This window comes from Geminisphaera colitermitum TAV2, assembly GCF_000171235.2.
Taxonomy (GTDB): domain Bacteria; phylum Verrucomicrobiota; class Verrucomicrobiia; order Opitutales; family Opitutaceae; genus Geminisphaera; species Geminisphaera colitermitum.
This window is the reverse complement of record NZ_ABEA03000161.1, coordinates 1-22715: the sequence shown is the minus strand read 5'-3', so window position 1 is coordinate 22715 and position 22715 is coordinate 1. Positions and strand designations below refer to the sequence as shown.

The following is a 22715-nucleotide window of genomic DNA, read 5'->3' as shown; positions in this document are numbered from 1 at the left end:
GGAATGCGGCAAGCGATGACGACAGAAGTCCAACCCCCGCCGGGGCCGCCACGGAAATCACCATTGCCAGTCGCCGCGCCGCTCAATGGGCTGCGAGCGTGAGCATCCAATTCGACATTCCCGACGCCGACTTCGCCGGCTACATCTTCGATCTCGACGGCACACTCGTTAATTCCATGCCCGTCCACTATCTGGCTTGGAATGAGGCCATGCGCAGCGCAGGCATGCCTGGCTCGCTCAACGAAGATTTTTTCTACTCGCTCGGCGGCATTTCCACCACCGGCGTGGCCGAGATTTTCAGCAAACACTACGGACTCTCCATCGACCCGCACTCTGTCGCCAAGCAAAAGGAAAAACTCTATCTGGATAAACTCGACGCGCTCGAACACATCGCTCCGGTCGTCGAATTCGCCCGCAAGGTCGCCAAAACCCACCCCGTCGCCATCGCCACCGGAGGCGGTCCCGAAATCGCCTATCCGGCGCTCGATGCCGCCGGTCTGCGCGACCTGTTCTCCATCGTTGTCACGCCGCTCGACGTGCCCCCCGGACGCGGCAAACCCGCGCCTGACATCTTTCTCGAAGCCGCCCGCCGCATGGGCGTGCCTCCGGAAAAATGCCTCGTGTTTGAAGACGCCGAGCCGGGCATTCGCGGCGCCATCGCCGCCGGGATGCAATTCGTGCGCGTGCCCAGTCGGAGTAACGGGTAGCGAGTAGGTTAGGCGCCAAGGAGCGGCGGCATCCTGCGACTCCTGCGTAACTTCAGCTACTCGCTACTTCCCTGAACGATGCGGAAGGGGAGCGCAGGGGCCGTGGCGGTGATCTTTTGGCCTTTGCCGCGCTGCGTGCCTTCGATGATGAGCACGCCTTCCTGTCCAACGCGTTTGGCGTCGGTGCAACGGATTTTTATCACGCCATCGGTCTCCGTCGCAGCGACGGGGGCGGCGGTGGGGACAACGCCTTTGCCGCCGCGCGTGGCAGTGACGCGAACGGGGGTGTTGAACTTTTGTTTCCCTTCGCGGAGCACGCGTATCGGGATTTCCACTTCAGTGTTGATCGGGAGTTCGAGCGGTCCGGCGTCGGCGGGACGCGCGAGTTCGACGCGGAAGGGCGCGAGCGGGCCGACCACCAGATAGCTCTGCGCCACGGGCACGGTGTGTGTGTAAAAAAACGCCTGCATCAACTCCTCGGCGGCGTTGACGTCGTGACGGACGCGTTTGGTTTTTCCGTCGTTGGCGGGATCGGGAATATCGGCCTCGGCGGAGAAGCGCGGTTTGTAAACGCCGGGCTCGGCGGTGGGCGGAACGGCAAGGGTGAGGGTGGCGGCGTTTTTGCCGGCGGGGATGGTGGCGCCGTCGAGCGCGAAGCCGGCGGGAAGTCCTTCGAGGTGCAGGGTGATGGGGCCGTCGAAGCCGTCGATGCGGAAGGCGCGGAGTTGCACGACGACGTTGCCCCCGGCGGGGACGCTGAGGTTGTCGGGCAGGACGCGGAGTTCGTAGTCGGGCTGGGGGGGGGCGATGCGGAGTCGGTAGGCGTATTCAGGGCCGCCCTGATCCTGGGTGTCTTCGATGAAAACGTGATACTCGCCATCGGCGGGAGCGGTGAAATCAATGCGCGGATCGGCGTGGTGGGTGACGAGGCCGTAGCGTTCGTCCTTCACGTCGTCGCTGAAGGGGGGGGCGATGCGGCGGGGCTTGGGTTTGCCGGCTGCGAGGGCGGCGGCTTCGGCGGCGTTGGCGGCTTCGTTGAAGGGTTTTGGCGGGCCGATGCGGAGTTTGGCGTCGAGGGGGGAATCGAGTCGGCGGGCCATGACGTCAAGGACGAGACGTTCGCCTTTTTGCGCGGTGAAGGTGAAGCAATCGGTGTCGCCGGGTTTGTCGATGCGGCCGTTGATGACGACGGGCGGAGTGACGCGCTGGGCCTGGCGGGGGTTGTTGTTGGGTTCCTTTTTTTCCAAAACTTCGGGGAGCGTGCCGATCTCGAACAGACGGCGGTTGGTGGGACCGAGCGGGTTGGTGTCGTCGCCGATGAGGTGCGTGCCGGCGGGCTGGCCGGTGAAGTCGCGCCGCCACTCCGCCGTTGTACCCGGAAGGTTGATACCACGTGCCGTCAGGGTGGCGGGGCCGGGCGCGGCACCGAGGGGGAAAATGTCGGTGACGAAGGGGAGGCGGCCAATGGTGAGTCGGTAAACGAGGTCTTCGCGTCCGCGCGAGAGGGCGTCCCATATCTCGACGATGTAGTCGCCGGTGGCGGGGACGGTCCAGAGGAGCACGGGGTCGGGGTCGAAGCGGAAGTCATCCACTTCGGCGATTTTTTTGCCGGTGGCGGCGTCGTGAAGCGCCATGCGGGCCTGGAACCAGCCGGGGACGGCGTCGGCGAGGTAGGGTTTGATGGCGCGGGCGCGGACTTGGATGAGGAGTTGCTCGCCAGCCGTGGCGCGAAAGCGGAAGTGGTCGCGGTCGGCGTTGGTGATTTGTCCGTTGATGGTGAGGGGGGGGGGGGGGAGGGCTTGGGCGGTGGCGAGGGTGTCGTTGGGCTCTTTTTCCAAGACTTCGGGGAGGCGTCCGATTTCGAAGCGGAAGCGGTTGGAGAGTCCGGCGTCGGCCATGATGCGGAGGTCGCGGGTGCCGGGGGCAGCGTCGGGCGCAACGGTGAGGCGGAGGCGCGCGGTCTGCGAAGCGACTTCGTCGCGCTTTTTGGCTTCGTTGATTTGCGCCTGCGTGGGTTGCTTGACGGAGAGGACTTCGCCGGTGACGCCTTCGCCGCTGATCCAGACTTCGCGGGCGCCGTCGAGGGATTTGCCGCCGAGGGAAATTTCGAGGGTTTGCGCAGTGGGGGAACCTGCAGGATAGAGGTACTCGATGTAGGGGGCCGCAGTGAGTGTAAGGCTGAGGCTGAAGAGTAGCAGGCTGAGGGCTGAGTGTAAAAGGTTGTGCAGCCTGCGGGGGGGGGGGGGGGGGGGGGAGGATCGCATAGTGGGTTGGGCGGGATGGGCGAAATGGGTGGAATGGCGAGAATGGCGGGAGAGGGGGCGACGTAAATCGATGTAAGTCGAGTTAAGGCGACTTAAGTCGGGTTGGCGGGAGGGGGGATTTCGCGGATGCCTTTGCATTGGGGGTAGGCGGTGCAGCCCCAGAATTCTTTGCCGGCATTGGGGCCGGTTTTGGCTTTGCGGCGTTTCATGGGGGCAGAGCATTCGGGGCAGTTCGGGGCGGCTTCTTGTTGGGCGCGGGCGTCCACGCGGATGGCGGTGAGTTTTTCGCGGAAGCCTCCACGGGTGGCAAAGATTTCTCCCTGCTTTTCCATCTGGCGCATGATGACTCGAATGGCGCGGGTGAGAATGAGCAGGAGGCCATTGGCAGCGATGGTGGAGTCCTCAGTGTCCAGCCATTTGGAGAATTTTTTCTTCTGGGCAAGGAGGTGCACACAGGAGTCGTGGACGAAGTCGGTGCCGTAGGTGGGTTTGTCGAGTCGGATGGCAAGGACTTCGCGCGCGTCAGGGGAGTCGCGATGCCAGGGGACTTGGTTTTGGCGAAGGAGCCAGTTTTCGTAATCGCTTTGGAGTTCGGCAAGGCTGGCTCGGGCTACGTCGGTGAGTTTTAGTTCGGTTTCCTTGGAGGTGGAGGAGCGGGCGGAGGCTTCGACGAGGTTGGCTTTGCCGGAGCGGGCGGCTTGGGTCATCTGGTCGTATTGGCGTCCGGTGGGGTCAAGTTGGCGGGTGAGGAATTTTTGGCAGAAGTGTTGGGTGCCCAGTTGAGCGATGTTGGCGAGCACCCAGGCATCGAGTGTGCGGAAGCCGCCTGATGGGTCGAATAGGTTGGGGGCTGGCGGGGAGGCTGGCATCGTTCGGAGGGGGGGGGGGGAGGCGACTTAAGTCGATTTAAGTCGACGTAAATCGTTTTTAGTCGAGTGACGCGGTTAGGTGGGGAGGATTTCGTCGAGGGGGTTGGCGGGCGCAGTGGTTTGCGGGACGACGGGGGCGGAGACGCCACGCGGGTGCGGGAGTGTACCCGAAGGATCGATACCGAGCTGGCGGTAAATGCTGGCGGAGAGGTCGCCGGGAGAAATGACACGCTTGATGACTTTTTCACCGCGGAAATCGGTCTCGCCCACCACTTCGCCGCCGCGGAAGCCGCCTCCGGCAATGGCCCAGGAGAAGGCTGCGCCGTAGTGGTTGCGGCCTCCGTTCCAAGGCGGGTCCATGAGGAACTTGGGGGTGCGTCCAAATTCGCCGCCGCAGGTGACAATGGTGCTGTCGAGCATGCCGCGCTGGGCGAGGTCGGTGAGGAGGGCGGAGAAGCCGCGGTCGAGGTCGGGCATGAGTTTCTTGTAGCGGTCGGCCTGGTCGCGGTGGGTGTCCCAACCGCGCATGTTGACGGTGACGTAGGCGACGCCGTTTTCGACGAGGCGGCGGGCTTGGAGGCAGGCGCGGCCAAATTCGCTTTTGCCGTAGAGTTCGCGGACGGCTTCGGGTTCTTGCGAGATGTCGAAGGCGGCGCGGGATTTGCCCAAAACCATTTCGCGGGCCTGATCGCGGTAGTAGTCGTCTTCTTCGAAGAGGTCTTTTTCGGTGTGACCGAAGGCGTCGAGGTCGGCGAGGAGGGCGGCGCGGGTTTCGAGGCGGGTGCGTTCGGCGTCAGTCGCGGGGTCGCTGAGGTTGCCGGGGACAAATGTGCGGTATTTGGGACCGAGGAAGCCGGCTTCGGAGAAGCGTCCGATGGCGACGGGAACAGTCATGTAGGGGGGGAGCGAGCGGCCTTTGAGCAGGCCGGCCTCCTCCATTTTGCAGGCAACGACCGCGCCCATCGATGGGTAAACAAAATCGGCGCCGGGGCGGGTGCCGGTTTGCATCATGTAGGTGGCGGTCTCGTGTCCATTGGTGTTGTGGGAGAGGCCGCGCAGGAGGCTGTATTTGTCGGCGTGTTTGGCGCTGAGGGGGAGGAGTTCGTTGATCTGGATGCCGTCGATGTTGGTGCCGATGGCTTTTCGCCAGGGGCCGGTGTAGTCGGCGGGGGCCTGGGGTTTGGGGTCAAAGGTATCGAGGTGCGAGGGGCCGCCAAAGAGGAACAACTGAATGACTGCCTTGGCGCGGGCGTTGGGCGCGGGCGCGGCGCGGAGCCAGGGCGCGAGGGCAAGTCCGCCGATGGTGAGAGCGCCGATGCGCAAAAAATCACGGCGCGTGACGAGGTCGAAAGCACGACGATAGGCGGCGTCTTCGTCGTGGTCGTGGTGCTGGCAGAGGGGGTCGTGGGCGTGCATGGTGGGAAAAACTGAAAGCCTGAAGGCTTTGGTATTCAGTGGTTGTAGAGAAATTCCTTGGTGTTGATGAGCGTCCAGACGACATCCTGCGCGGCGACGAGCATCGGAGGTGTTTTGGACTTGGCGGTGGATGTCGCGGACGACGGGGGGGGGGGGGGGGAGCCAAATGCTCGACGACGCGGGCGCGTTCGGCGGGGGTCGGATAACGGGAGAGAAGCGCGAGGTAGAGTTCGTTGGCGAGAGCGGCGGGATCGGCGGCGTGTTGCTTGACGAGAGCGGCAACGCCACCGTTGCGTTTCTCGATCTTGGCGTTGAGCGGCTTGGAATTGAGCAGGTAAAGGGCCTGCGCCATTGAGGGATTGAGGTCGCGTTCGTAGGCGTAGGAAGTGTCGCGCGCGGGACGGCCAAATGTCTCAAGAAAGCCGGTCGTCACGCTGGCATCGGGATTTTGGACGGCGTGAAAATCGTCGGGCCAAAAGGCGTAGGGCTCGGGGATGCGGCTGGAAAACGCTTCGTAAGAACCGGTGAGCGAGCCGATGGCGTCAGCCAGCAATTCGGCGTCGAGACGGCGCGGCATGTAGTGCGACCAGGCATCGCGGTCGGCGCGGTTGGTGGCATTGCGACGGCTGGAACGTTGATAGGTGTCGGAGGTGGCGATGAAGCGAAGGAGCGAACGGAGGCTGTAGTTATTTTCCACTACATGGCGGGAAAGCAGCGCGAGCAGGGCTGGATCGACGGGCGGGTTGTCGGGGCGGACGTCGTCAACGGGTTGCGTGATGCCGCGTCCAAAGAGGGCGGCCCAGGTGCGGTTGGCGAGGTTGGCGGCATACCAGGGGTTGTCGGGCGCGGTGAGCCAGTCGGCGACGATCTTGCGGGGGTTTTGCGTACGCTTGTCGTAGGCGGGCGTCGGTGCGGCGGAAGGTGCGGCGGGGGGGGGGGGGGAGGGGAGACGGGGTTCGACAATTTCTTTTGTAGTGGAATTTCGATACACCGGCCAGTTGCCGGCAAAGTATACGATTTCCTCCTTCCATTCGTCGGTGCGCTTGTAGCGGACATCGGTGAAGAAGGCGGCAAAACCCTCGGCCTCCGGCGAGCCGGGGACGAGGCGAACGCCCATGAACACGAGCGCCACGCTTTCGGCGATGGCGGCGGGGGTGCGTTTGTGGAGAGCGCGGTAAAAATTGACGGGGGGCTGGCGGAAGTTGCTGCCGGATGTGAGGAGCAGGTCGCGCGTGATATGGTCAAAGGGCGTGTTGGCCGCGAGGGCGGCGCGGAGCCAGGTGTGGTAGGCTTGCACGGCGTTGGGCCAGAGGTTGCTGGGAAATTCGCTTTTGATGCGAAGGACGTCGCCCCAGCGCATGGCCCAGTAATCGGCAAAGGCGGGTTGCTCAAAAATCCAGTCGATGAGCTGCACGCGTTTGATGGCGGAGGGGGCGGGGTTGGCGAGAAACCGTCGCGCCTGCTCGGCGGTGGGCAGAGCGCCCATGAGGTCGAGGCAGGCACGGCGGAGAAACTCGGCGTCGGTGCAGAGCGGCGAGGGCGTGATGGCGCGCGCGGCAAGGCGTTGGTTGACGAGGTCGTCAATCGGGTGAGGCGCAACGGACGCGGCGGCTGAAAGGCTGAAGCTCTGAAGGCTGAAGGCTGAAATCAGTAAGAGCCAAATTAGCTTGGGGCGGTGTTTGCGGGGGTTCATTGGGAACGAGAAGCGGGGGGGGGGAGGGTTTAATTTTTCAGTCTTTCAGCCTTTCAGTCCTTTGCTTTCCAGGCGTCGAGTTCGATTTCAAAAAGCAGATCGTCACGGCAAATGTCGCAGTGCGCATAAATCCCCGGGATGGGCGGCAGGCCGAGGGCGGCGCGGCGGGCCTCGAAACGCGGCATCCACGAGATGTCCGGGAAATAAAGGATGGCGCGCGAAACATCCGTCCAGCCCATGCCGCGCGATTCGAGAATCGCGGCGACGACTCGCAACGAAAGGTCGATTTGCGCGTCGAGGTCGCCGACGTGAGCGGTGCGCCCGCCCGGCTCGATGCTCGCCGTGCCGGAGACCAGCAGATGACGCCCCCCCCCCTCCCCTGTTCCGCCCGCACCAGCGGATTCGGCGATTTCCACGGCGCGGCTGAACGCGCTCTTGTAGTCGTTGGCCGGACACTGGAGCGGCGACGGAACCAGACTCACGTTGACAGCGGCAACATCGTTGCGTGAGCCGTTGTGCGAGCCGTTTTTCGGCGCGACGGCCAGCGCATCAAGCATGAGGGCGGCGCCGACGGCGTTGGCTGCGCCAACCCCCGTGCTCGCCGGGACAAGCGAACCAAAAATGGCGTTCTCGTTAAAAAACGCCGTCCGCACCCGGTTGAAATCTCCGTACCAGTCAAGAATGCGGTTGTTGAAAAACCACGTGCGCACCAAGTCCGTCAGCGCGAAACCCTGCGCCTCCAACGTTGCCTTGAGCCGCCGCCACACGCCAGCCGATTGGTCGGCGCACGTCGCGCCGATGTCGGGCGGCGTCAGCGCCCCGAGCAGCAGGTAGCGCGCGCCCGGCGTCTCCCAACGCGCACCGCGCACCGCGCCATTCTCATCCAGCACCCGCGCAAATGCTCCCATTGGCAGGGCCAGCACACGCGCGCTCTGCAAGTTCCCCGCCGGCGTGTCATGCCGGGCCAGATACGTGACCGGGAAATGCAGCCCCACGCCGCGATGCAGTTGCGGGTCGCCAAACACATTGCCCTGCACGGCGGAGAGGCGCAGACGCCGTGCCTCCTGATGCAAACGTGTAAACAGCATCCCCAAATCTTCGCCCGCCCGCGCATTGGCCGACAACGACACCAGGCCTCCGCCCAGCCGGGCAACAAAAACGTCATCGCCCGTGATTGAGGCCGCGACCGGCAACGAGGGCGATGCAGTTGCGGCAGATTGAGACGAAAGAGGGGCGGTGCTGTTTAATGCCATGACTATGCGTTGTTATAAAATAAGTTTTCCAAATGAACCAGATACCTGCGCGAAAAACAGAGCCCAATTGACCTCCGTTCCGTTACAGGCGTCAACTGCCGACTCGACCAAGACGCGCACAAGAACTTTTGGTTTCATTAGTTACGAATTCTAATCTCCCCGATAAAATAATTTGCAACAGATTGACCACCACGCGCCGGTATGCGGCCCCATTCGGAGCGCCCCGACGAAGGTGCGATTGCGCTGACTTTATTTCAAAACACCAGTGACATCTGCGCGTCGGCACCGCCTTCGCCCGGCGGTGGCGCGTCCAGACACTCCGGGCCCTCGAAACGTGCATTGTTGACTCGCGTGGACACCCGGACCGCCGCCGTCATCGCCTCGTCCCAAGGATGCAGCAGCGATGTCAACGTTGCCATCCGTGACATCGGAGTCACGCGCGGCTCGAGCCACTCCTCCGCCTCTGTCGCGCTCAACATCACCGGCATCCGATGGTGAATCGGAGCCATCACCGCATTGGCCGCCGTCGTGATCATCGTGCAACTCTCCAGCGCACCGCCATCGGGCGGACGCCACGAGTCCCACAGTCCCGCCAGCAAAAACGGTTCGCCATCGGCGCGTTGGAACAACCACGGCAGACGCGCGCCGCCACGCCGTTCCCATTCGTAAAAACCACTCGCCAGAATCACGCAGCGCCGCTGGCGCAGTGCATCGCGGAACATCGGTTTTTCCGCCACCGACTCCGCCCGCGCATTGACCGGCGACGCTCCCCTCCCCTGCCCTGATCCGCCCGACGACCTTGCCCACGACGGCACCAAACCCCAGCGCAACCGCACCGCCTCGCGCACGCCGTCACGCGTGCCGCCATCGCCGGTTGCCGCTCCCTGCGCTGCCGCACTCCGCACCGCGAGGATGCGCGAACCCGGCGCAATGTTATAGCGCGACACGAACTCCGTTGCGCAGTCCCCCTCCCCCCCCCCGTCCGCCTCCGTCCTCGCCGTCTCCGCCGCCAAGCGCGCCTCCAGCGTGGCTCCGAGCCTCGCCAGCAACGCACGCGCATGATCGTTCATCAGCAGGAAACGGCAACACATGGTGGAAATGCAACCGAGTCAGCCCACGACACCTCACCGACACCAGCCACATTTGCACGGACGCGGGATACGGACCATTTTTCCCGCTTTACCCGCCTGCCCGGCAGGGACAAAACCGCACCTCGTGCCTGCAACCAAAGCAACCCTCTCCGCGGACGACCTCCACCAAGCCATCGACCGGCTCGCCGGTGCCATTCGCGCCCGGCACCGCCCCCCCCCCCCCGGCCAACAACAACGAAAACTCGTCCTCCTCGGCATTGCCAACGGTGGCATTGAACTCGCCCGCCGTCTCGGCGCCCGCATCAAGACCGCCAAAGTCGGCACCATCGACATCTCCTTTCACCGCGACGACATAGGCCGCCACCCCATCCCCAAGGAATTCACCCCCACCCTCATCCCCATCGACATCGACGACGCCAACGTCGTCCTCGTTGATGACGTCCTCTTCACCGGCCGCACCATCAACGCCGCCCTCAACGAACTCTTCGATCACGGCCGCCCCGCCCGCGTGGAACTCGCCATCCTCATTGACCGCGGCGGACGCCGCCTCCCCATTGCCGCCGACTACACCGGCCTCACGCTCGACGTCGCCGACACCGACAAAGTCGTCGTCAAACTCGGCAAGACCGACTCCGTCGTCGTAAAAGCTGAAGCACTGAAAGCCTGAAGGCTGAAACAAGCAGCCAACGCCCAACGCCAGCTCAACGCCCTCCCCCCCCCCCCCCTCACGCACACCTTCTCACTCTCCTTCACTCCCGCCAACTTCAGCCTTCAGCCTTTAACCACCATGTCCTGGACCCGCCGCCACCTGCTCAACCTCGAGGAACTCACCCTCGACGAAATCAACCAAATCCACGCCACCGCCGCCGCCTTCAAAAAAATCCTTGGCCGCAGCGTGAAAAAAGTCCCCGCCCTGCGCGGCAAGACCATCGTCAACCTCTTCTTCGAGCCCAGCACGCGCACCCGCATCTCCTTTGAGATGGCCGCCAAGCGCCTCTCCGCCGACGTCGTTGCCTTCGACTCTTCCACCTCCTCGACCACCAAAGGCGAATCCCTGCGCGACACTGCCGAAAACATCCGCGCCCTCGGAGCCGACATGATCGTGCTCCGCCACTCCGCCTCCGGTTCCCCCCTCTACCTCTCGCGCATCCTCGACATCCCCGTCATCAACGCCGGCGACGGCGCCCACGCCCACCCCACCCAGGGCCTGCTCGACACCTTCACCATGCGCGAGCACCTCGGCCACGACCTCCGCGGCCGCAAGATCGTCATCCTCGGCGACATCCTCTTCAGCCGCGTCGCCCGCTCCAACATCCACGCCCTCACCAAAATGGGCGCGCACGTCGTCCTCGTCGGCCCCTCCACGCTCGTCCCCCGCTGGTTCGAGGCCATCGGAGGCATCACCGTCTCGCACGACCTGCGCAGCGCGCTCGCCGACGCCGAAGTCGTCATGCTCCTGCGGATACAGCACGAACGCCAGACCGCCGCCATGTTCCCCTCGCTCGGCGAGTACACCAGCATGTTTGGTCTCAACAAAACCCGCGCCTCCTGGCTCAACCCCCGCGCGATCATCATGCACCCCGGCCCCATCAACCGCGGCGTTGAGATCGACAGCGAACTCGCCGACGGCAGCCGCAGCGTCATCCTCGAACAAGTCACCAATGGCATAGCCGTCCGCATGGCCGTCCTCTACCTCTGCGCCGGCGGCCAGCCCGAACACGTCCTGCAAACCAATTAGGAAGTCGAAAGTAGGAATTAGGAAGTCCAAGCCACCCGAAGCACTCCGCTGCCGAAGTCTGTTTTCCCAACTCCTAACTTCCACTTCCTCATTTTCCCCGACGGCGAAGCCTCCCACTTTCTAATTTCTAACTTCTACTTCCTAATTTTTAATTCCACCCATGCCCACACTCTGGATACAAAACGCCCGCGTCATTGATCCCGCCGCCAAGCGCGACGCCATTGGCGACCTCTACATCGTCGATGGCAAAATCGCCGCCACGCTCTCCGCCGCGGACAAGAAAAAAGCCAGGAAAATCGACGCCGCCGGCCTCGTTGCCGCGCCCGGCCTCGTGGACATTCACGTCCACTTCCGCGAACCCGGCCAGACGCACAAAGAGACCATCGAGACCGGCTCCCGCGCCGCCGCCGCCGGAGGCTTCACCAGCGTCGTGTGCATGCCCAACACCTCGCCCGTCGCCGACACCGCCGGCACCATCCAGCTCATCAACGACTCCATCCGCCGCACCTCCTGTATCAAAGTTTACCCTACAGGCTGCATAACGACCGGCATGAAAGGCCAGGCCCTCGCCCCCATCGGCTCGCTCAAGCGCGCCGGCGTCGTCGCCATCACCGACGACGGCGACTGCGTCCAGTCCAACGAACTCATGCGCCGCGCCTGCGAATACGCCCGCATGTTCGACCTCCCCCTCATGGACCACTGCCAGGACCACTCTATGACAAACGCAGGCGCTGTCATGAACGAAGGCGTCATGTCCACCCGCCTCGGCCTGCGCGGCTGGCCCAACGCCGCCGAAGACATCATCGTCTCGCGCAACGTCATCCTCGCCACCTACACCGGCGCGCGCATCCACATGCAGCACATCTCCTCGCACAACGCCGTGGACATCATCCGACGCGCCAAGACGCGCGGCGTGCCCGTCACCGCCGAAGGCACCCCGCATCACTTTGCCCTCACCGATGCCTGTCTCGAAACTTACGATACACGCTTCAAGATGAATCCCCCCCTGCGCACTGAGGACGACCGCCTTGCCATCATCGAAGGACTCCGCGACGGCACGCTCGACATCATTGCCACCGACCACGCCCCGCACACCGACGACGAGAAGGACAAGGAATTCGACTACGCCCCCAACGGCATCATCGGCCTCGAAACCTCGCTCCCCATCTCGCTCGAAATCCTCCACCGCCAGAACAAGTTCAAGCTTGCCACCGTGATCGACCTCATGACCCGCAAACCCGCCGCCATCGTCAACCTCCCCGGCGGCGCGGGCACGCTCGCCGAAGGCTCCGCCGCCGATCTGGTGCTCTTCGATCCCGACGAAGAATGGCTCTACGACAGCAACAAAGGCTTCAGCAAATCAGGCAACAGCCCCTGGCACCGCCAGAAACTCCGCGGTCGCGTCAAAGCCACGTATGTCGATGGCAAACTCATCTACGACGGCAAAAAAATCCTTCGCTGACCCTCCCCCCCCCCCCCCCCCTCCATGCGTATCGTCATCCTAGGTTCCGGACGCGGTTCCAACGCCGAAGCCATCCTCAACGCCCAGCAAGCCGGGCAACTCGGCCGCGCCCGCACCATCCAAATCATCTCCGACCAACCCGACGCCCGCATCCTCACCCTCGGCCCGCGCTTTGGTGTGCCCGCCACCTACATCGACCCCGCGCCCTTCAAAACCAAACTCGATGGCGAAGGCGAACAACGCTACATCTCCGCCATCCAAGCCTGTTTCCCCGACCTCGTCGTCCTAGCCGGCTTCATGCGCGTCATCAAACCCGGCTTTCTCGACGCCTTTGCCGGCAAGATCATCAACCTCCACCCCAGCCTTCTCCCCGCCTTTTCCGGTCTCGACGGCATTGGCCAGGCCTGGCGCCGCGGCGTCAAGATCACCGGTTGCACCGTCCATTACGTTACTGCCGAAGTGGACGGCGGCCCGATCATCGACCAGACCCCTGTGCGTATTGAGGAAACCGATACACTGGAAACCCTCACGCAAAAAATCCACGCCGCCGAGCACGCCCTCCTCCCCGCCGTCATCGCACGCCTTTCGCTCCGATAGGGCGAACCTCTGGAGAGCGGGTCTCCCGACCCGCCGACGGCGCGAAAGCGCCGCCCTTCCGATTCCGGATGGCGCGGCTGCACCAGTTCTGTCTAAAAACAAAAGCCGTTGCTTCTCATACCTCCAAATCCAACGGCGCAGTCTCGACCGCCTTCGCCGCTCTCGCGGTTCCTGCCGTCGGCTTCGTCCTCGGCTTGGCAAACACCGCCGCCGCCACCGCCATCACTGCCGCGCACAAGCCCAGCGCCACACGCGGCCCCCACGCCGACGCCGCCAGCCCCGTCAGCAAACTCCCGATCGGTGCCACCCCCTGCGCCGTGGCAAAAAGCCCCATCACCCGACTGCGCTTGTCGTCCGCCACCCGCGACTGGATCAGAGTATTGCACCCCGCCATCACCAGCACCACCGACGTGCCGCTGATAAAATACCCCACATACGCGACCCACACCGACGGGCTGACCGCAATCACCACCGAACTCAACACCACCAGCACCGTTCCCCGCACAATCCACGGACGCAGTTGCTCCACACTCGTCCGCGTCCCCAGCACCAGCGCGCTCAACAAGGCCCCCGCCCCAATCGCCGAATAAAAATGCCCCAGCATTGACGCATTCCCCGCAAACACCCCGCCCGCGAAGACCGACGCCAGCGTGCTCGCGCCAAACCCCGCCAGCCCGTTCACCGCTACCAGCAACAACGGCCTGCGCAACCCGCCCTCGCCCGCCACGTAGGCCAGCCCCGCGCGAAAATCCTCCCACGGCTTCGTCACCCGTTCGCGCGGCGGACGCGGCTTCACCCGCATCATCCACAACCCCGCGAGCACCGGCAGGTAGCTCACCGCGTCCACCGCGTAACACACCCCCGCGCTCCAGCGATTAATCAAGACCCCCGCCACCGCCGGCCCGAGCAGGCGGGCAATGTTGAACATCGACGAATTGAGCGCGATCGCATTGGGCAAATCCTCGCGCTTGTCCACCATCTCTGCGACGAACGACTGGCGCGTGGGGAACTCAAACGCGTTGATCAACCCCTGGAAAAAACTCAAGCCCACCAGCACCGAGATCGTCATGTTGCCCGATAGCGTGACCGCCGCGAGCGCCGCCGATTGCAACATCGAGCCCACCTGCAACCCGATCAACAACCGCCGCCGGTCCAGCCGGTCGCCCGTCACCCCGGTGAACGGCGCCAGCACCAGCAGCGGAATCTGCGTGGCAAACCCCACCAGTCCCACGTGAAACGGACTCGCCGCCAGCTTGTAAGCCAGCCACATGGACGCCGTCGTGGTCATCCAATTACCCATCAACGAAATCGCCTGCCCCGAAAAGAAGAGTCGATAATTGCGCGACTGAAACGAACGCAGAAACGAAGAGGACGAGGCGGGCCGGTGGTCGGAGGGTTTTTTCACAAGTGATGTTCTAAAAATTGCACAGAAGGTAACGAAGATAACGAAGACAAATAATTAAGGTGGAACTTTTGTTTTCGATAACCAATTGAAAATAAATAAATTACAACACGCCGTCCTCTCTGTCTTTATCTTCGTTTTCTTGGTCACCTTCTGTGCAAAAATGATTTTTTAGAACCTCCCACAAGTGGTTGGTTCTTTTTCTGAACCACTAATTCATACTAACAGTTACTCATCTGAGAGGCAGGAAGGTGTGTTTTTATGAGTGTTCATCAAGCTCTCGATTTTCACGGCGTTTGCTTCGAGGGGTCAGGCTCGCCAAGCAGAAACCGCGGCCACAACGCGCGAAACTCGCCGGCGAGCAATTGTCTCACCGCCTCCATGTCGTGCTCGCGGCCCAACTCCGCCTGCAACGACGTCACCGAGCCATCCGTCGCGGAAATCCCGCACGGCACGATCCCCCCAAAATGCCGCAACCGCGTATTCACGTTGAGCGCAAACCCATGATACGCCACCCACCGCTTCACCGCCACGCCGATGGCGGCGATCTTGCGCTGACCGATCCAGATGCCCGTCTTGCCCTCGCGCCGGCTGGCCACCAAACCCAGCGCCCCCACGCTGTTGATAAGCACCTGTTCGAGAAACCGCAGGTAGGCGTGCAAATCCTTGCGCGGCGACAGACTCACGATCGGATACCCCACGATCTGACCCGGCCCGTGATAAGTGATGTCGCCCCCGCGGTTCGTTTTGACGACCTCGATGCCCTCCGCCGCCAGCGCCGCCTCCTCCCACACCAGATGCTGCTCCGCCCCGCTGCGCAGCCCGATCGTGTAAACCGGATCGTGCTCGGTAAACACCAGCGTGTCTGCGGCCACCCCCGCAATACGCCGCGCCACCCATTCATCCTGCGCCCGCCAGGCCGCCTCGTAACGCGTGCGCCCCCAATCCACGACCTCCACGACCGGCGCACCTGCGGATGCGGATAAACCTGAACCAGCCCCTTGGGCAACTTCTTGCAACGACATGCCAGCCACAGAACGCAAACCCAACCGACGCGCAACCATGCATCTGAAAACGTTTGGCGCGCGTCGCCATATGCAGTTAAAGTTTCCCCCTTCATTCTTCCTCGCCATGAGCTCCATCAACGAATTCCTCCTGACCAACAATCTCCGCATCGCCACCAACCCCTGCGTGAGCCCTGACTTCTGCCTCGACTGGCCCGCCCTCCGCACCCAGCTCGAAGATGCCGCCCACACTCCCCCCCGCCTCCATCGCCCCCGGCACGCCCTCCGACGCCCTCGCTGACGGCACTGCCCTCGCCGACGGACGCCACGCCTTCCCCGCCACATTCCAAAACCTCCTCACCCTCAAAAACCACGTCCAGCAACACACCCCCGCCTCCACCATATTCCCGACCGCCGCCGCGCAACTCGGCCGCTCCACCCTCGGCATCGGCGCCCGCTTCACGACCCTCCACTGGCCTGCCGTCGAATGGGCCATGAGCGCCCTCGAACTCGGCGTCACCGCCAACCAAAACTCCATCCCCCGCGAACTCGTTTACGACGTCAACGCGATGCTCGAAAACCGTCTCGACACCGTGCCCTTCCCCTTCATCGGCACCAACGTCCCCGAAGGCCACCAAGGCCAGAGCGTCGAAGGCATGAGCCACGGCTGCATCCTCTCCAAACTCAAAACCGGCTTCCACCGCCGCAACATCCCTTGGAGCTTCAACGCCGACCACCAGCCCATCGGCGGCAAATTCGACACCCGCGAAGACGCCCTCGTCGCCGGCTGCATCCTCGCCAGCTACATCACCTTCGACCTCTCCCCCGAACTCGCGCAAACCCTCCCCCCCCCCTCCCCCGAAGCCGCCGCCACCTGGATCGCGCAACACGTCCCCGCCGACATCGTCGCCACCACCAAGGCCCGCGTTGCCGCCGCCGGACTCAGCCTCAACGAAGCTGCCTTCGCCACCCTCCTGGCGACTGTCTGGCCCTCGCTCGAAAAAATGAAACGCCGCGACGAAAAATACCGCGCCGCCCGTATCCAACATTTCACGACCGACCTTGGCCGCGCCTACCTGCGCGAACTCTCCATCGACGAACTCCCCGGCCTCACCACGCCCGAGACCACCGCCATCATGCTCGCCCTCTGCGAAGCCCTTGGCATGAAAATCCACTTCGTTGCCCCCGCCTTCGGCTTCCAGAAAAACATGCCCTATCCCGACAACGTCGCCCTGCGCGCGTTGATCGAAAAACAATGGACCGTCTGCCGCGCCTTCGACGCCAGCATCGGCTTCCATTCCGGCTCCGGCAAATCCGCCGAAAACTATCAAGTCATGGGCTCCGTGACCGGAGGCCGCCTCGAAATCAAGACCAGCGGACGCTACACCTACGAAATGGGCCGCGCCCTGCACGCCTCGCAAAACCCCGCCGACCAACAACTCTGGGCCGACTGGCACCGCTTCACTGTCAACCTCGCCCTCCTCGGCGCCTTCAGCGACGACGAGACCGAGCGCAAGATGGCCCGCACCTTCATCATCGACGCCCTCACGCGCGCCGGCAAAGAGCACAACGTCTTCGGTTCACTCGAAACCGCCCGCGCCGCCATCGAGGCCCTGCCCGCCTCGCCGGAAAACATGTTCTGGTTTGAATACAACTTCCTGCACGTTCTCGCCGCCGACGGACGCGCCGAGAAGAGCGCCCTCGGCGACCACTCTCCTGCCGGCTACAAGCAGCGCGCCCGCTTTTATTCCATCAGTGACGAAGCCCGCCTGCTTTTCGCCAAGAACATTGCCGCCTACATCCTCTTCCTCGCCGAGAACACCGGCCTCGCTCCGAAAGACCGCTGCGCCGCCGCCGCGAAGTTGCTCGCCGGATACAAAACCCTCGCCGACCTGCTCGACGCCATCAGCCGCTAAATTGGCCTTTTTGCAGGGGCTCCGTTGTAGGGGCTTCGCTTGCGAAGCCCGCGCCGGCAGGATGCTGCATCAAATGACATTCGCGGGCTTCGCAAGCGAAGCCCCTACAGTTGCGTGCATAGTTGATTATGTGACTATGCTGCCGCCTGCCTGTTCATTGCGGCGGAGGCCGCGATGTGCGCGGGCGTTGTGCCGCAGCAACCGCCCACGATGCGAACGCCGAGTTTCAGATAACAGGCCGCGGCCCCGGCGAAATCGGCAGGAGTCGTGCGATAGCTGATCGCGTCGCCATCACGCACAGGCGAACCCGCATTGGGTTGCACGATGACAGGCCGGCCTTGAGCCGCGGCAACGAGTTGTCCGGCAAGCAGCGCGTAGTCGTCGAGCGAAAGCTCCGTGCCGCAATTCGCGCCGACAACCTGAGCACCCGCATCGAGAACAGCCCGCACGGCGGCGGGAACGTCGGTCCCCATCATGGTGCGAAAATCCGCGACGGCGGCCATGTGTTGAAACGTGAACGTTGCAATGACGACCTGCGCCCCCGCCTCGCGCGCGGCGGCGACGGCAAGCGCGGCCTCGACGGGATCGGACATGGTTTCGACAAGAATGGCATCGGCCCCGCCTTCGAGCAATGCGGCAGCCTGCGCACGAAACGCGGCGGCGGCGACGGCGGATTCGGTTTCGCCATACGGTTCGAGAATCCCCCCGAACGGTCCCATGTCGCCGAGCACCCAGGCGCGTTCGCCTGCGACCTCGCGGGCGAGACGGGCGGCGGCACGGTTGATCTCGGCGGCGCGGGCCTCATCAGTAAAACCGTGCGCTGCGAGGGCAAGCGTAGTGCCGCCAAAAGTATTGGTCGTGAGCAAATCCGCCCCCGCGTCGAGGTAACGTTGATGGACGAGTTTCACGCGATCGGGTTGCTCGATTACCCAGCGCTCGCAGGATTCGCCCGGTCGGAGTCCGAGTTGCTGGAGTTGCGTGCCAGTTGCGCCGTCGCATTGGAGAGGACGCGCGGCGAGCGTGGAGAGGAGTCTGTCAGTGCGGTTGCGAAGCATGGTGAATTGATGGATTTGGAATGCACTGCCCAAACTGGACAATCACGAACGACATACCCGCTCAATAAACTCCACGATCCGCCCCGGATTGCCCGGCAGTCCGTGCGGGTGATGCAGGCCGCCGGGTTTTACGATTTCCTCATATGGCGAACCCGCCGCGCGCAGCGACGCGGCGATGCGCAATGCGTTTTCGGATACAGGCACGGTCTCGTCCGCGTCGCCGATCACCTGAAGCACTGGAATGCGGGCGCTCGCAATCACACCGATGCGGTCCACCGGATTATTTGGATACGCCCGCGCCTCCTCGTCGTTGGAAAAACCGTAAACCGACAGGCACTTTTTCCAGTCGCCCGCACTGCCCGGCCCCGAACCAAAACCCGCCGGCCAGCTCTTGAAGTCCGCCACCGGATTGTCCGCATAGATGCACGCCACCCGCTCCGGAAACGCGATGGCGTAGTTGTAGGCAAACAGCCCCGCCCGGCTCAGCGCGACAAACGCAAACTTCGGCGCGAGCCCGAAACCTTGGGGTGAGTTGTCCGTAAGAAACCGATACGCCGCGTCGCCGTGCGCGATCGCCTTGGGACAGCCGTAGTGGTCCACCACGTTGAGGTAAACGAGGTGAAACCCGCGCGCCACCAGTTGCTCGTCCACGTCGGCAAACGCATTAAAAAACTCCGGACGCCACGCCCACGGTTTTCCCGGCAAGGGCGACGTCGGCACAACCACCTTCATTGCCCGCCCGTCCACCTCGCCCTCCACACCGGAAAAACCGCGCCACGCAAACGGCACTCCCCAAACGAAGCCGGAGGATGCGTTGACATCGGAGGAAGCTGGTTCAGGCGCAGGAACAGTGGCAGGGACGGTGGACATAAAACACGATTCAGCGAAGTGGCGCGGGCGTCCCGCCCGCAACTCTTAACCGAAGCGAAAACGGGCGGGACGCCTGCGCCACGCACGGAGCGGGCGAGACGCCCGCGCCACCATTCAATCCAAAATCCACGCGACCTCCCCCCCCCCCCCCCGCCGTTCAATGCAGAGGGAACATCCACGGCACCAGCAGCACGCTCACCACGAGCACCAGCACGGTAAACGGAACGCCGACCTTCACAAAGTCCCCGAAGCGATACTGACCGGGTCCGAGCACGAGCGTGTTTACCGGCGACGAAACCGGCGTCATGAACGCCGCCGACGCCGCCAGCGCCACGATCATTGCAAACGGCGCGGGCGAGGCCCCGACTTTCCCGGCCATGCTCAACGCAATCGGCGCCATCAACACCGCCGTCGCTGTATTGGAAACAAACAGACCGATCAACGCCGTCAGCACGAACAGGCTGGCCAAAAGCATGTGCGGCCCCGCGTCACCCAGCAGGTTCAACAAGCTGTTGACGGCGAGTTCCACCCCGCCCGTTTTTTCCAGCGCCAGAGCGAAAGGAATCATGCCCGCGATCAGGACCAGGCACTGCCAGTTGATCGACTTGTAGGCGCTGTCCATATCGACGCAGCGAAACGCCCCCATGAGCAGGCAGCCGATGAGCGCGGCCATCACGTTGGGCACGATGCCTGTGACCATCAGTCCCACCATGATCACCAGGCTCGCCAGCGCCCAAGGCGCCTGCTTCAGCGCCGGGGCCACTTCGTCCACCTCGGCCGGCAGGCTTAGCACGATGAAGTCGTGGGTCAGCGGTTGCAGTTGGCGGATGGATTTCCACGGACCGATCACGAGCAGCGTGTCGCCCATGCGGAGTTTTTCCTCAAGCAGCGTGCCGCCTTCCAGCGCCTTGCGCTCGCGGCGCAGCCCCACGACATTGAGGCTGTGTTTGGACCGGAATCCGAGTTCGAGCACGGTCTTGCCGATCAGACCCGAATCCGGCGGCAGGGCGATCTCCGCCATGCCGACCTCACGCGACTGGTCGGTGAAATAACTGCCGCGCAACGGCAGCGATTCGAGCTTCATGCCCTCGCGCAGTTTCGACAGATCGATGCCGATGGCATCATGCACGTCCACAAGCAGCACGTCGCCGGCGCGCAATTCCGTGTGGGCGTGCGGAGCGAGCAATTCACTTTGAAACTGCAACCGCGTCTGACGCTCAATGCCCACAATGTTGGCCTTGTAATCGCGGCGCAGATGGAGGTCTTGCAACATCCGCCCCACCAGCGGCGAGTCGCCGCGGATACGCAGGCGGTGTTCGCGTCCGGCCAGGTTGTAGTCCTCGATCAGATCGTGCAATTTGCGACGCGGACCGCCGTTGTGAGCCGGGTCGTTCCTGACCGTCAACCAGCGCCGGGCCACCAACATGTAGCCGATGCCCATCAGCAGGACCACAGCGCCGATCGGCGTGAAACTGAAGAAGCTGAACCCCGCAAAACCTTCGCGCTTCAGCGTGCTATCGACGACCATGTTGGGCGGTGTCGCCACGAGGGTCATCATGCCGCTGATAAGCCCGGCAAAACTCAGCGGCATCATCAGCCGCCCCGCCGGGATGCGCAGGCGCGCCGCCACGCTGAGCACGACCGGGATAAAAATCGCCACGATCCCGGTGGAACTCATGACCGAGCCCAACCCCGCGACGGAGAGCATCAGTAGCACGAGCAGGCGCGTTTCGCTGTTGCCGGCCTTGCGCACCAACCAATCGCCGAGCCGGTAGGCGATGCCCGTGCGGACGAGTCCCTCGCCGATCACGAACAGCGAGCCGATGAGCACCACGCCCGGATCGCTAAACCCGGCCATCGCCTGCGGCACCGTCAGGATGCCGCTGAGCGGGAGGGCAAGGATCACCAGCAACGCGACGACATCCATGCGCGGCTTGTTGGCGACAAACAGGACCACGCAGGTCAACAGCAGGCCGAGAACGATAATGAGATTGGAATTCACAAGGAAGATAGAGAAGTCGAAGTGGGAAGAGGTGGCAGACGGGAGGGACGGTTGTGGCAGAGGACGAGCCGGACGGCACGGCGTCCGATTTTGGCGAATGCGGAGCGCACAACGTCACACATTTACGAGTCGTTTATCTCGATCCAGAAAAAACAGGCCATGTCAGGCCTGTTTTCATAAGGGAGGTTCTAAAAATTGATTTTGGCCACGGAGGACACAGGTTGGCTGAGCCAAAGAATCCAAACGGTAACCGCGAATGAGCGCGTTTCGAGCGAAGCGACAGTCCGCCATAGAGCATTGTCGGTTCAATTTGTCGCAAGATTTAAGAGATCACGCAGAGGCACAGAGACGCAGAGAAAACCCATATTGCTGATTATAAGCAAATTAAAAATATTATATTTCCCTCCCTCTGCGTTCTCCGCGCCTCCGCGTGAGACAAAATAAATCGAAAATGCTCTAGAGCGTGTAGTCACGAGATTGAAGCCCAGAGGATGGCACACCTGAATTGGACGGCAGCGAGGAAAGAGGAGGCTCGTTTTGCGTATCGGGTTGCGATGCCGCGCCATTGCTTGAGTCGTAGGAATGCATTTTCTACCAGATGCCTGATCCGATAAAGATAAGGGTCATATTCGCGTTGTTCTATGCGATTGGTCTTTGGAGGAATCTGCGGGCAGATGCCTGCGGCCTGCGCCATTTCGATGATGGCGTTGGTGTCATATCCCTTGTCGGCGATCAGATGGTCTGCGGCAATGCCTTCAATCAACCTGCCAGCCTGTGTGCAATCAGCCGTGGAACCCGCTGTAACAATGACTCGCACCGGCATACCATGCGCATCCACGGCCAAATGTAGTTTGGTGTTTCGCCCCCTTTTGTCAGACCGATCGCCTCGTTTCCACCTCTGGCTCCCGCCGCATGCGGATGGATTTTGACATGACTGGCATCAATCATCAGCCACTCAAAATCGGGCTCGTTCATCAGTTCCGACAACAGGCGCTCCCAATGCCCCTTGTCTCTCCAGCGACAAAAACGCCTGTGCGTGTTGCTCCACCCTCCGTAATCCTCTGGAAGATCCCTCCAAGGCGCACCAGTGCGTAAAATCCACAGAACCGCGTTGAGGAACTTGCGGTTGTCCTCCGCCACCCCTCCCCACGCTCCTTTCCTTCCAGGTAGCAGCGGCTCCAGAACGCTCCAAACTCGGTCCGAAATGTCGTGACGGTGTTGATCTTTCGCCATGCTGACATTCTCCATCACAAAAAAACTCAGTCAATCTTATCTCGTGACTACACTCCCTAGAGAGGGGAGGATGCCGGGCGTGTGTGTGGGTGTGTGTGGTGGGTGGAGAGGAGGGTGTGTGTGGGGGGGGGGGGGGGCGGGGG

18 protein-coding genes and 1 pseudogene are annotated in these 22715 nt (G+C 63.0%); 7 read left to right on the top strand and 12 right to left on the bottom strand.

Annotated features, from left to right (window positions below):
- Positions 1 to 98 precede the first annotated feature (98 nt).
- On the top strand, positions 99 to 707 hold the full coding sequence (locus OBACDRAFT_RS18030) for an HAD family hydrolase (protein WP_232767368.1): 609 nt from the start codon (positions 99 to 101) through the stop codon (positions 705 to 707).
- Positions 708 to 763: 56 nt separating this feature from the next.
- Here the strand turns inward: OBACDRAFT_RS18030 and OBACDRAFT_RS18025 are convergent, their stop codons facing one another.
- From OBACDRAFT_RS18025 to OBACDRAFT_RS18000, 6 genes are all read right to left on the bottom strand, one after another.
- Entirely contained in the window at positions 764 to 2971 is a 2208-nt protein-coding gene (locus OBACDRAFT_RS18025) for a COG1470 family protein (protein ID WP_043588062.1), read from the bottom strand.
- A gap of 92 nt (positions 2972 to 3063) precedes the next feature.
- A complete protein-coding gene (locus tag OBACDRAFT_RS25725; RefSeq protein ID WP_052362215.1) occupies positions 3064 to 3840 on the bottom strand; it encodes a four helix bundle suffix domain-containing protein in 777 nt (258 codons plus the stop codon).
- 75 nt (positions 3841 to 3915) lie between these two features.
- Entirely contained in the window at positions 3916 to 5256 is a 1341-nt protein-coding gene (locus OBACDRAFT_RS18015) for a DUF1501 domain-containing protein (RefSeq protein ID WP_043588061.1), read from the bottom strand.
- A complete protein-coding gene (locus OBACDRAFT_RS18010) occupies positions 5168 to 6949 on the bottom strand; it encodes a DUF1553 domain-containing protein (RefSeq protein WP_232767365.1) in 1782 nt (593 codons plus the stop codon). The genes OBACDRAFT_RS18015 and OBACDRAFT_RS18010 overlap by 89 nt, the downstream gene beginning before the upstream one ends.
- 53 nt (positions 6950 to 7002) lie before the next feature.
- Positions 7003 to 8202 (bottom strand): RidA family protein, encoded by a 1200-nt coding sequence (locus tag OBACDRAFT_RS18005; protein WP_232767363.1) that lies wholly within the window; start codon positions 8200 to 8202, stop codon positions 7003 to 7005.
- Positions 8203 to 8456: 254 nt separating this feature from the next.
- Positions 8457 to 9293, bottom strand: a complete 837-nt coding sequence (locus OBACDRAFT_RS18000; RefSeq protein ID WP_043588059.1) for an SOS response-associated peptidase — start codon at positions 9291 to 9293, stop codon at positions 8457 to 8459.
- Between the two features lie 124 nt (positions 9294 to 9417).
- On the opposite strand from OBACDRAFT_RS18000, the gene pyrR reads away from it, so the two are divergent.
- The 4 genes from pyrR (at position 9418) to purN (ending at position 13090) form a co-directional block, all read left to right on the top strand.
- On the top strand, positions 9418 to 9960 hold the full coding sequence (pyrR, locus tag OBACDRAFT_RS17995; RefSeq protein ID WP_043588058.1) for a bifunctional pyr operon transcriptional regulator/uracil phosphoribosyltransferase PyrR: 543 nt from the start codon (positions 9418 to 9420) through the stop codon (positions 9958 to 9960).
- A gap of 120 nt (positions 9961 to 10080) precedes the next feature.
- Complete coding sequence (locus OBACDRAFT_RS17990) at positions 10081 to 11031, top strand: aspartate carbamoyltransferase catalytic subunit (protein WP_043588057.1); 951 nt, start codon at positions 10081 to 10083, stop codon at positions 11029 to 11031.
- Between the two features lie 160 nt (positions 11032 to 11191).
- The gene (locus OBACDRAFT_RS17985; protein WP_043588056.1) at positions 11192 to 12493 is read left to right on the top strand and encodes a dihydroorotase; all 1302 of its coding nucleotides are present in this window, start codon (positions 11192 to 11194) and stop codon (positions 12491 to 12493) included.
- A gap of 24 nt (positions 12494 to 12517) precedes the next feature.
- Complete coding sequence (gene purN / locus OBACDRAFT_RS17980) at positions 12518 to 13090, top strand: phosphoribosylglycinamide formyltransferase (protein WP_043588055.1); 573 nt, start codon at positions 12518 to 12520, stop codon at positions 13088 to 13090.
- Positions 13091 to 13205: 115 nt separating this feature from the next.
- Here the strand turns inward: purN and OBACDRAFT_RS26915 are convergent, their stop codons facing one another.
- Together OBACDRAFT_RS26915 and lipB are read right to left on the bottom strand one after the other, a co-directional pair.
- On the bottom strand, positions 13206 to 14495 hold the full coding sequence (locus tag OBACDRAFT_RS26915; protein ID WP_081722177.1) for an MFS transporter: 1290 nt from the start codon (positions 14493 to 14495) through the stop codon (positions 13206 to 13208).
- 284 nt (positions 14496 to 14779) lie between these two features.
- Entirely contained in the window at positions 14780 to 15517 is a 738-nt protein-coding gene (gene lipB, locus OBACDRAFT_RS17965; protein WP_052362214.1) for a lipoyl(octanoyl) transferase LipB, read from the bottom strand.
- 106 nt (positions 15518 to 15623) lie between these two features.
- Between lipB and OBACDRAFT_RS30080 the strand changes: the two genes are divergently transcribed.
- Together OBACDRAFT_RS30080 and OBACDRAFT_RS17960 are read left to right on the top strand one after the other, a co-directional pair.
- Positions 15624 to 15797, top strand: a complete 174-nt coding sequence (locus OBACDRAFT_RS30080) for a hypothetical protein (RefSeq protein ID WP_232767361.1) — start codon at positions 15624 to 15626, stop codon at positions 15795 to 15797.
- Positions 15736 to 17412: a tagaturonate epimerase family protein gene (locus OBACDRAFT_RS17960; RefSeq protein ID WP_232767359.1), complete on the top strand. Its 1677-nt coding sequence runs from the start codon at positions 15736 to 15738 to the stop codon at positions 17410 to 17412. The genes OBACDRAFT_RS30080 and OBACDRAFT_RS17960 overlap by 62 nt, the downstream gene beginning before the upstream one ends.
- 134 nt (positions 17413 to 17546) lie before the next feature.
- On the opposite strand, the gene OBACDRAFT_RS17955 is transcribed toward OBACDRAFT_RS17960, so the two are convergent.
- From OBACDRAFT_RS17955 to OBACDRAFT_RS26910, 4 genes and pseudogenes are all read right to left on the bottom strand, one after another.
- Positions 17547 to 18467 carry a homocysteine S-methyltransferase family protein gene (locus OBACDRAFT_RS17955; protein ID WP_043588051.1) on the bottom strand — a complete coding sequence of 307 codons (921 nt, stop codon included), beginning with the start codon at positions 18465 to 18467 and terminating at the stop codon, positions 17547 to 17549.
- 42 nt (positions 18468 to 18509) lie between these two features.
- Positions 18510 to 19337 (bottom strand): alpha/beta hydrolase family protein, encoded by an 828-nt coding sequence (locus tag OBACDRAFT_RS17950; protein ID WP_081722176.1) that lies wholly within the window; start codon positions 19335 to 19337, stop codon positions 18510 to 18512.
- A 157-nt stretch (positions 19338 to 19494) separates the two neighbouring features.
- On the bottom strand, positions 19495 to 21339 hold the full coding sequence (locus OBACDRAFT_RS17945; protein ID WP_043588050.1) for an SLC13 family permease: 1845 nt from the start codon (positions 21337 to 21339) through the stop codon (positions 19495 to 19497).
- A gap of 469 nt (positions 21340 to 21808) precedes the next feature.
- A pseudogene (locus tag OBACDRAFT_RS26910) lies at positions 21809 to 22572 on the bottom strand (IS5 family transposase).
- Positions 22573 to 22715: the final 143 nt, after the last annotated feature.